At 58.4% G+C, this 8006-nt stretch carries 7 protein-coding genes; 4 read left to right on the top strand and 3 right to left on the bottom strand.

Going from position 1 to position 8006, the window contains the following annotated elements:
* Nucleotides 1–385 precede the first annotated feature (385 nt).
* Entirely contained in the window at nucleotides 386–2533 is a 2148-nt protein-coding gene (fadB, locus tag MPRO_RS12095) for a fatty acid oxidation complex subunit alpha FadB (RefSeq protein WP_067292544.1), read from the top strand.
* A gap of 16 nt (nucleotides 2534–2549) precedes the next feature.
* Complete coding sequence (gene fadA / locus MPRO_RS12090) at nucleotides 2550–3728, top strand: acetyl-CoA C-acyltransferase FadA (RefSeq protein WP_067292541.1); 1179 nt, start codon at nucleotides 2550–2552, stop codon at nucleotides 3726–3728.
* A 198-nt stretch (nucleotides 3729–3926) separates the two neighbouring features.
* Here fadA and MPRO_RS12085 read toward each other — a convergent pair whose 3' ends face one another.
* The 3 genes from MPRO_RS12085 to MPRO_RS12075 form a co-directional block, all read right to left on the bottom strand.
* A complete protein-coding gene (locus MPRO_RS12085) occupies nucleotides 3927–4439 on the bottom strand; it encodes a DUF1993 domain-containing protein (protein ID WP_067292537.1) in 513 nt (170 codons plus the stop codon).
* Between the two features lie 547 nt (nucleotides 4440–4986).
* A complete protein-coding gene (locus MPRO_RS12080; protein ID WP_067292534.1) occupies nucleotides 4987–5796 on the bottom strand; it encodes an ABC transporter permease in 810 nt (269 codons plus the stop codon).
* Complete coding sequence (locus MPRO_RS12075; RefSeq protein WP_067292532.1) at nucleotides 5793–6500, bottom strand: ABC transporter ATP-binding protein; 708 nt, start codon at nucleotides 6498–6500, stop codon at nucleotides 5793–5795. The genes MPRO_RS12080 and MPRO_RS12075 overlap by 4 nt, the downstream gene beginning before the upstream one ends.
* Nucleotides 6501–6690: 190 nt before the next feature.
* Here MPRO_RS12075 and MPRO_RS25795 point away from each other — a divergent pair, with 190 nt between their 5' ends.
* Nucleotides 6691–6864 (top strand): hypothetical protein, encoded by a 174-nt coding sequence (locus tag MPRO_RS25795; protein WP_158651805.1) that lies wholly within the window; start codon nucleotides 6691–6693, stop codon nucleotides 6862–6864.
* A gap of 32 nt (nucleotides 6865–6896) precedes the next feature.
* Entirely contained in the window at nucleotides 6897–7424 is a 528-nt protein-coding gene (locus tag MPRO_RS12070; RefSeq protein WP_067292529.1) for a DUF3750 domain-containing protein, read from the top strand.
* The last annotated feature ends 582 nt before the right edge of the window (nucleotides 7425–8006 follow it).

The following is an 8006-nucleotide window of genomic DNA, read 5'->3' as shown; positions in this document are numbered from 1 at the left end:
CATTCTCGGGCAGCCTCCTAGTGCCGGCACTTGTGCCGGCCTTGTTGTATCTGGCGTTTGGGCCCTCTATTTATAGCTGCTCTTTGTGATACGCCCGCAAGGTTCGGGCGGGTGGTGTACAGAGGCGTATAAAAGCCTTGATTGTCACCATAGTGTTATTGAATGTTTTGTTTTTAATATTTTTAACTTGTTGAAAAATATAAATAAAAATTTACATGAAACAAAGTGTCAGTAATGCGGGCTGATTTTGTCATTGTTGCCAACGCTGCCAAGACTACTATGGTCAACAGTAGCAAGACGTTTGAAGCCAGGGACTGCAACCCTGGCCCCGGCTTTCAGCGGGACCGACTAAAGACTCCGGACAGATTCCGGCAGGAGAACAAGAATGGTGTATGCAGGACAGGCGGTCAGCGTACGAGACGCAGGCGACGGTCTTTATGAGGTTGTTTTCGATCTCGCAGGCGATTCGGTTAACAAATTCAATCAGGCTACCCTGGCCGAGTTGCGCGATGCCGTAGCTGCGTTGCAGGGCACCGCCGGTGTGCAGGGTGCCTTGTTCAGCAGCGCCAAGGACGTTTTTATCGTCGGCGCCGATATCACCGAATTCACGCAGATGTTCGAGCGCAGCGAAGAAGAGATCGCCGCCGGCCTGCTGGAAATGAACCAGGTGTTCAACTCTATTGAGGATCTGCCTTTCCCTACCGTCACCGCCATTAACGGTGTGGCTCTGGGCGGCGGCTTCGAACTTTGTTTGGCCACCGATTACCGGGTGGCGAGCACGGCGGCCAAAGTTGGCCTGCCCGAAGTGAAGCTGGGTATCTATCCGGGCTGGGGCGGCACGGTACGTCTGTCGCGCCTGCTGGGCGTGGATAACGCCAATGAGTGGGTCTGTGGCGGTTCTGAACACAAGGCCGCGGCGGCACTGAAAGTGGGTGCGGTGGATGCGGTGGTGGCGCCTGCGCAACTGCGCGATGCGGGTCTGGATCTGCTGCGCAACTGCGTCGCCGGCAAGTTTGATTATCTGGCGCGCAGGCTTGAAAAACAGAGTGCCATCAAGCTTAACCAGGTTGAGCAGATGATGGCGTTTGAGTCCGCCAAGGGCGTGATAGGCGCCCAGGCCGGGCCGCATTATCCGGCGCCCATGGCGGCGCTGAAAACCATGCAGAAACACGCCAACCTCAAGCGCGATGCCGCCCAGGCGGTGGAAGCCAAGGGCTTTGCCAAACTGGCCAAAACTGATGTCTGCAAGGCGCTGATCGGCTTGTTCCTGAAGGATCAGCAGGTCAAAAAGGTCGCTCGCAAGCATGCAGCCGGTGCTGCTCCCGTGCAGCAGGCCGCCGTGCTCGGTGCAGGCATCATGGGTGGCGGTGTCGCCTATCAGTCGGCGTCTCGCGGGGTGCCGATCCTGATGAAGGATATCAACGAAAAAGCGCTGCAGCTGGGGCTGGATGAAGCCTCTCAGTTGCTGGGTGGCCAGCTCAAGCGCGGTCGTATGGATGCCGCCGGTGTTGCCAAAACCCTGACCATGATTCGCCCGACCCTGAGCTATGGCGATATCGCCAATGTTGATCTGGTGGTTGAGGCGGTGGTGGAAAACGTCAAGGTGAAGCAGGCGGTATTGGCTGAAACCGAGCAGTATCTGAAGGACGGCGCCATTCTGGCCTCCAACACCTCGACTATCTCGATCACCGAACTGGCAACGGCGCTGAAAAAACCGGAAAACTTCTGCGGCATGCATTTCTTCAACCCGGTACACAAGATGCCGCTGGTGGAAGTCATTCGTGGCGAGAAAACCTCGGATGCCGCAGTGGCCCGCACCGTGGCCTACGCCCAGACCCTGGGTAAAACGCCGATCGTGGTCAACGACTGCCCGGGCTTTCTGGTAAACCGGGTGCTGTTCCCCTATTTCGGCGGCTTTAGCCTGCTGCTGCGCGATGGCGGTGATTTCCGTCGCATCGACAAGGTAATGGAAGGTTTCGGCTGGCCGATGGGCCCGGCCTACCTGCTGGATGTGGTCGGTATAGATACGGCGCACCACGCCGACGCGGTGATGGCGGCGGGTTTCCCGGACCGCATGACCCACGAGGGCGAAAATGCCATTGATCGCATGTATAGCCTGGAACGCTTCGGCCAGAAAAACGCCAAGGGTTTCTATGCCTATGCGCCTGATCGTCGCGGCAAGCTGAAGAAAGCGCCGGATGAAGCCGTAGCCGCAGCGCTGAAGGGTGTTGTGGGCGCGGCTCGAGATTTCTCCGATGAGGAAATTATCGAACGCATGATGATTCCGTTGTGCATCGAAACCGTGCGCTGCCTGGAAGACAACATAGTGGCCTCGGCCGCTGACGCCGACATGGGGCTGATTTACGGCATTGGTTTCCCGCCGTTCCGTGGCGGTGCGCTCTACTACCTTGATCAGCTGGGCCTGGCGAATTTCTGCGCCATGGCTGCCAAATATGCCGACCTTGGGCCTTTGTACCAGCCTACGGAACGCATGCAACAGATGGCCGAGCGCGGCGCAACCTACTACGGCTGAAAGGGAGGATACCTAGATGAGCCTGAAACCCAATGACGTGGTAATCGTCGATGCGGTGCGTACCCCTATGGGACGCTCCAAGAACGGATCCTTCCGCAATGTGCGTGCCGAAGCGCTGTCCGCTGCTGCCATGCAGGGCCTGCTGGCCCGGCATCCGCAGATCAACCCGGCCGAGATTGAAGATGTGATCTGGGGCTGTGTTAACCAAACCCTGGAGCAGGGCTTCAATGTCGGGCGTAATGCTGCACTGCTGGCGGGCATTCCGCACACAGTGGCGGCCCAGACCGTCAACCGACTCTGCGGTTCGTCCATGGCGGCGCTGCATACAGCCGCGCAGGCGATTCAGAGCGGCAACGGCGATTTCTTTATGGTCGGTGGTGTCGAGCACATGGGGCATGTGGCCCTGACTCACGGCGTGGATGTGAATCCGCAGATGTCCAAGCAGGTGGCCAAGGCTGCCATGATGATGGGCGTGACCGCCGAGATGCTCGGCAAGATGAACGGCGTATCGCGCGAGCAGCAGGATGCCTTTGGTGCGCGTTCGCACCAGAAGGCCCATGAGGCCACCCTGGCCGGTCGCTTCAGTAACGAGATAGTGGCGGTTGAGGGCCATGACGAAAACGGCTTCAAGTCACTGCTTGAAACCGACGAAGTCATTCGCCCGGAAACCACAGCGGCATCTCTTGCAGCCTTGCCACCGGTGTTCGTACCCAAGGTCGGCACAGTGACCGCCGGTACTTCGTCTGCGCTGTCCGACGGTGCCAGCGCCATGCTGCTGATGTCCGCCGAGCGGGCCCAGAGCCTGGGTCTTAAGCCGCGGGCACGAATTGTCAGCATGGGTGTGGCGGGCTGTGATCCGTCCATCATGGGCTACGGTCCGGTCCCGGCCAGCCAGAAGGCACTCAAGCGCGCCGGCCTTAGCATCGATGATATCGACTACTTCGAGCTTAACGAAGCCTTCGCCGCCCAGGCGCTGTCGGTGATGAAGGGGCTGAAGCTGACGGACAAGATGGATCAGCAGATCAACCTTAATGGCGGTGCTATTGCCCTGGGGCACCCACTGGGATGCTCAGGTACACGTATCACCACGACCTTGCTGAACGTGCTTGAACAGCAGGATGGCACTCTGGGCCTGGCTACCATGTGTATCGGCATGGGGCAGGGCATAGCCACTGTGATCGAACGCCTGAACTGATCGGCTACCCTGGAGCGCTGGCATAAGCGCTTGTAGAAAGTCCAGCGAGCAAAGGCCCCTGTGTGCAGATCACTCTGTGCTCAGGGGCCTTTTTTTGTGGGCTGGGTAACGTTTTGTATTGCCTGGGCAATCATCGGGGGGGGGTGGGGCTTATCTCCCTGGATTCCCCGCTTGGAAAACGCGTTTGTTGCGCTAAAACTACGATTTGTAGGGCAGGCTGCCCAGGTAGTCTTTTTTACCAATTTCCACGCCATTGTGACGCAAAATGGCGTAGGCGGTCGTAACGTGGAAGTAGATATTGGGAACCGCGTGCTGCAGAGCAAAATCCCGGCCGGTCAGGTACTTTTCCTTCCAGCGGGGCTGAGTGATTGTTTGGGTTTCAGCCGCGGCGAAGTCTTCCTGGGTAAAGCCAGACAGGTACTCCACTACAGACTGAATCCGTGCCTGCAATTCCGCCAGTGTTGTTTCATCATCTTCGTGTTTGGGGGCGCTATCTGCTTGGCCTGCCAGGCGTGCCACGGCCAGTTTGGCGGTGTCGCAGGCAATCTGTACCTGACGGGTCAAATTGAACTGATCGGGTGCCAAGCGTGAATTCAGCAGAACCGCAGAGTCAATTTTCTTTGTTTCAGCAAAGGCTTCTGCTTTATCAAGAATGGCGCTCAGGTTTTGTAGCATTTTACTGAATTGAACAACTGTTAAATCATACAGCATGGGATACACCTCTATTAAACCGCTGGAAAGCCCAGCTGACATGGAACGCATTTTCAAAAGCCAACAGTCTTTTACTACTCAAAAATTTTCGGAATCATCGTCAAGGGCCAGTCTTGTCGCTTCTGCTACCTTAGGGAGCCAGGATTCAGGCTGCCAGTGTAGTCCAAATTGATGTCACATTTTCACAAGATTGACCTTGGGCCCATCACGTCATTGCACCTTCCCGACCCCTATCGACCGCCGCATCGCAGGCTTACACTACATAACGATCAGAGCGGCTCTTGCTTGCCCCTTATGAAGCCGGCGAGCACTGAGGTCATTCGGCGATCAGGCCCGAAGGGGCGCAACAGGGACTGATGCGCCTGCGATGAGGTACATGGATGTACCGTCAGCGCAGCCCGCTGAATGATCTCAGAGCGCAGCGAAAAGGCTTCACCGGGGCGTGCTTTCTTTGCATACTTTCTTTGCACGAGCAAAGAAAGTATGTCGCCGACAGGCGAAATACGGGCTCGAAAAAATTAGCGGAGCTTCCGCCTGCAAGCGCGATCTACCGCTTTATCAGCAGCTGCTTGAGAAACTGATGGCGGGCATTAAACAGGCGCCGGTATGCCAGAAGAATGGCGCCGAGTGAGCCCAGGGCTGCGGCCGAGGTAATCATGAAAATAATTACTATCTGGTAACGCACAGCATCCACCGGGGCTGCACCTGCGAGAATCTGGCCGGTCATCATGCCGGGCAGGCTGACCACACCCATGACCAGCATGCTGTTGATGGTGGGTGTCAGCGCCGTGTGCAGTGCTTCGCGGATTTCTGTACGTGCGGCTTCCCAGCGGGTCGCGCCCAGTGCCAGACGGCTGTCGATCAGGGCGCTGCGATCGAACAGGCTGGTGGTAAAGCGGTCGAGCCCCAGATTAATGCCATTGAGAATATTTCCTAGCACCATGCCGAGCATGGGAATCAGGTATTGCGGGTTATACCAGGGCTCCACCTGCACAATGCCCGCCAGTGCCGCACCGGTGACAATCATGGCGGCGGCCAGCACAGACAGCAGGCTGTCCCAGTAGATGCCGGCAAAGCGCAGGCGCGTGCGGCCGGCGGCGGTGATTCCGGCCAGGCTTGCCATTACCAGGGCGATACCCAGCACCGGCAACGGCGAACTGAGCGCAAAGACCCATTCCAGAATCAGCCCGACCAGCAACAGCTGCACCGTCATGCGCGCACTGGCAATCAGCAGAGAGCGGGTCAGCCCCAGCTGCAAGCCGATGGACAGCCCGACATTGACCAGCAACAGCAGCGCGGCCAGCCCAACCTGGGTCATGCTGAGGGAGTAGTAGCCATCCGTTGCCAGGCTGTTCATGGCAGTGTTATCCGGCGTGTGCACATGCGTGTGATCTGATCGCCATCATGGCTGCTCCACAACCAGGCGCGGCCGGGCGTTTCGCGCTGCCAGGCATCCAGCAGCTGTTCAACCGCGAGCGCGGTCTTGGGATCGAGTGCGGCAGTGGGTTCGTCGAGCAGCAGCAGGGCAGGCTGCAATGCCAACAGGCGCAGTAGCGCCGCAATTTGCTGCTCACCGCCTGAGAGCGACCCCACTGGGCGCTGCACAAAGTCAGAATCGCGCCCAAGTTGTCGCAGTGCTTGCTCAATCAGATTGCGCGGGCAGTCTTGATTACGATGGCAGCGGTAGCTGAAAGGGGCGGACAGCACCGCCTGTACCGTATCACCGTCACCCAGTTCCGGCCGTTGCGCCAGATAACCGATACGGCTTCGGTAGTCTGGCATTGACCAGTGCTGCAGCGGACGCTGCTCCAGCACCAGCTCCCCTTCGGTTAGCGGTACCAGGCCGGCCAGCGTACGCATCAGGGTGGTTTTGCCACTGCCAGAGGGCCCCGTCAGCGCGACCCGCTCGCCTGCCGCAATGGCCAGTTCAAGCCCGCGCCATAACCAGCGCCCGTGATCCTGCAGCCCGAGGTTACGGCCCTGCAGCAGGGCTGCTGGGCTTTTTGTCATGGGGGAGGTGTCAGCGGTGTGCGTGGCGGCGCTGGTAGCTACTGGCTTCACGCGTTCTCCTTCGGACGACAGGTTCGATTGCTGTATCACTGTAGTATGTGCCGCTGAGCAACAGCGAGTGGCGCCAATGGAAGGGCCCGTATTCTTGGCATGTGAAGGTATTTTAGCGCACAGGAGTTTTGGGATTGCTGGAACCACAAGGTGCAGGGGTTTCTATCGGAAGTAGCAGTTTGAGCGGGTTTTGCAGACCCACCGGCCACACATCTATACTCATCTGTACCGCCGTGGCGAGACACCGGTGCAGCGCGAGCGTTATCGCCGCCTGGCCGAAGAGGCCCTGGGGCAGGCTCTGCTAACGGAAGGGGCTGTTCGCGTGGCGCGACTGAGCCGTTGGGTGCAGGCGAGACTGGATTAGAAACTAGGCTGAAAATACTGGAGCGCGGTTTGATGAACATCCGATACCTGCTGTTGTGCGTGGTGCTTTTGACAGGCTGCAGCCAGAACGACTGGCGCAGCGCCAGCCGGGCATCCTCCGGCCAGGCACCTGATCCTGCGACCACGCCCGAGGCAGTGCTGCAGGTATACGGCGCCAGCGCCTACGGCTGGCGCGGCTGGTTTGCCATCCATACCTGGATCGCCGCCAAGCCTGCCAATGCCGAGCGCTATACCGTGTACGAGGTCATTGGCTGGCGCGAACGCCGCGGCCTGCCGGTGCTGCGTATCGAGCCCGTAGACGCCCCCGACCGCTACTGGTTCGGTGCCAAACCCGAGCTGCTACTGGACAGGCGCGGTGCCGGCGTACAGGAGCTGATCCTGGCGGTGGACCAGGCCGCCAGGGATTATCCGTGGAAAAACGAATACCGTGTATTCCCCGGCCCTAACAGCAATACCTTCCCCGCCTGGGTGGCACAGCAGGTACCGGCTCTGGAGCTGGAACTGCCCTTTAGAGCCATCGGCAGCGGCTGGGCGGAATGAGTGGGTTTCTTTGTGAGAGAGGGGGGATTCTCGGCTTGAGCTCTTTCATCTTTCATCTTTCATCTTTCATCGACTCATTGCGATAGTTGAGACGATATCAAGGTGACCCTGTTGGAGCCTGTGCCGGCTGGGGTATCGGAGCGGTTTGATGGCTCATGTTGCGCCTTGCTGGCGCGTTACTGGCAAAGAAAGCAACCAAAGCTCTTTACCTTGAAGAATACGCCCTGATGAAGCCTATTCGCTGCGCTCTGAGATCATTCGGCGCGGTACATCCATGTACCTCATCGCAGGCGCATCAGTCCCTGTTGCGCCCCTTCGGGCCTGATCGCTGAATGACCTCAGTGCTCGCCGGCTTCATAAGGGGGAATAAGAGCCGCTCTGATGTTTCGGTGGCAGTAGGCAACTCGAGCATTTTCATCTTACCTCGACCCATATCAGGCCGCCTCGAAGTAAGGAAGCACTCAAAATAACCTCGATCAACAGACAAGTGTTTCGTGAAAGTGCTCTAGATCGCGCCCCCTGGGGGCTTCAGAATACTCGTTCTGAAGCCATTCTGCAGTGCAGAACGGTACAGGCAATCAC

Origin of the sequence: Marinobacterium profundum (assembly GCF_001528745.1) — a bacterium.
Taxonomy (GTDB): Bacteria; Pseudomonadota; Gammaproteobacteria; order Pseudomonadales; family Balneatricaceae; genus Marinobacterium_A; species Marinobacterium_A profundum.
Note: the sequence above shows the minus strand (reverse complement) of the source record. Positions and strands in the feature narration are given on the sequence as shown.

Coding starts and splice junctions, on each gene's coding strand:
- MPRO_RS12070 (WP_067292529.1), top strand. CDS start 6,897: ATGAACATCCGATACCTGCTGTTGTGCGTGGTGCTTTTGACAGGCTGC.
- fadB (WP_067292544.1), top strand. CDS start 386: ATGGTGTATGCAGGACAGGCGGTCAGCGTACGAGACGCAGGCGACGGT.
- MPRO_RS12080 (WP_067292534.1), bottom strand. CDS start 5,796: ATGAACAGCCTGGCAACGGATGGCTACTACTCCCTCAGCATGACCCAG.
- MPRO_RS12085 (WP_067292537.1), bottom strand. CDS start 4,439: ATGCTGTATGATTTAACAGTTGTTCAATTCAGTAAAATGCTACAAAAC.
- fadA (WP_067292541.1), top strand. CDS start 2,550: ATGAGCCTGAAACCCAATGACGTGGTAATCGTCGATGCGGTGCGTACC.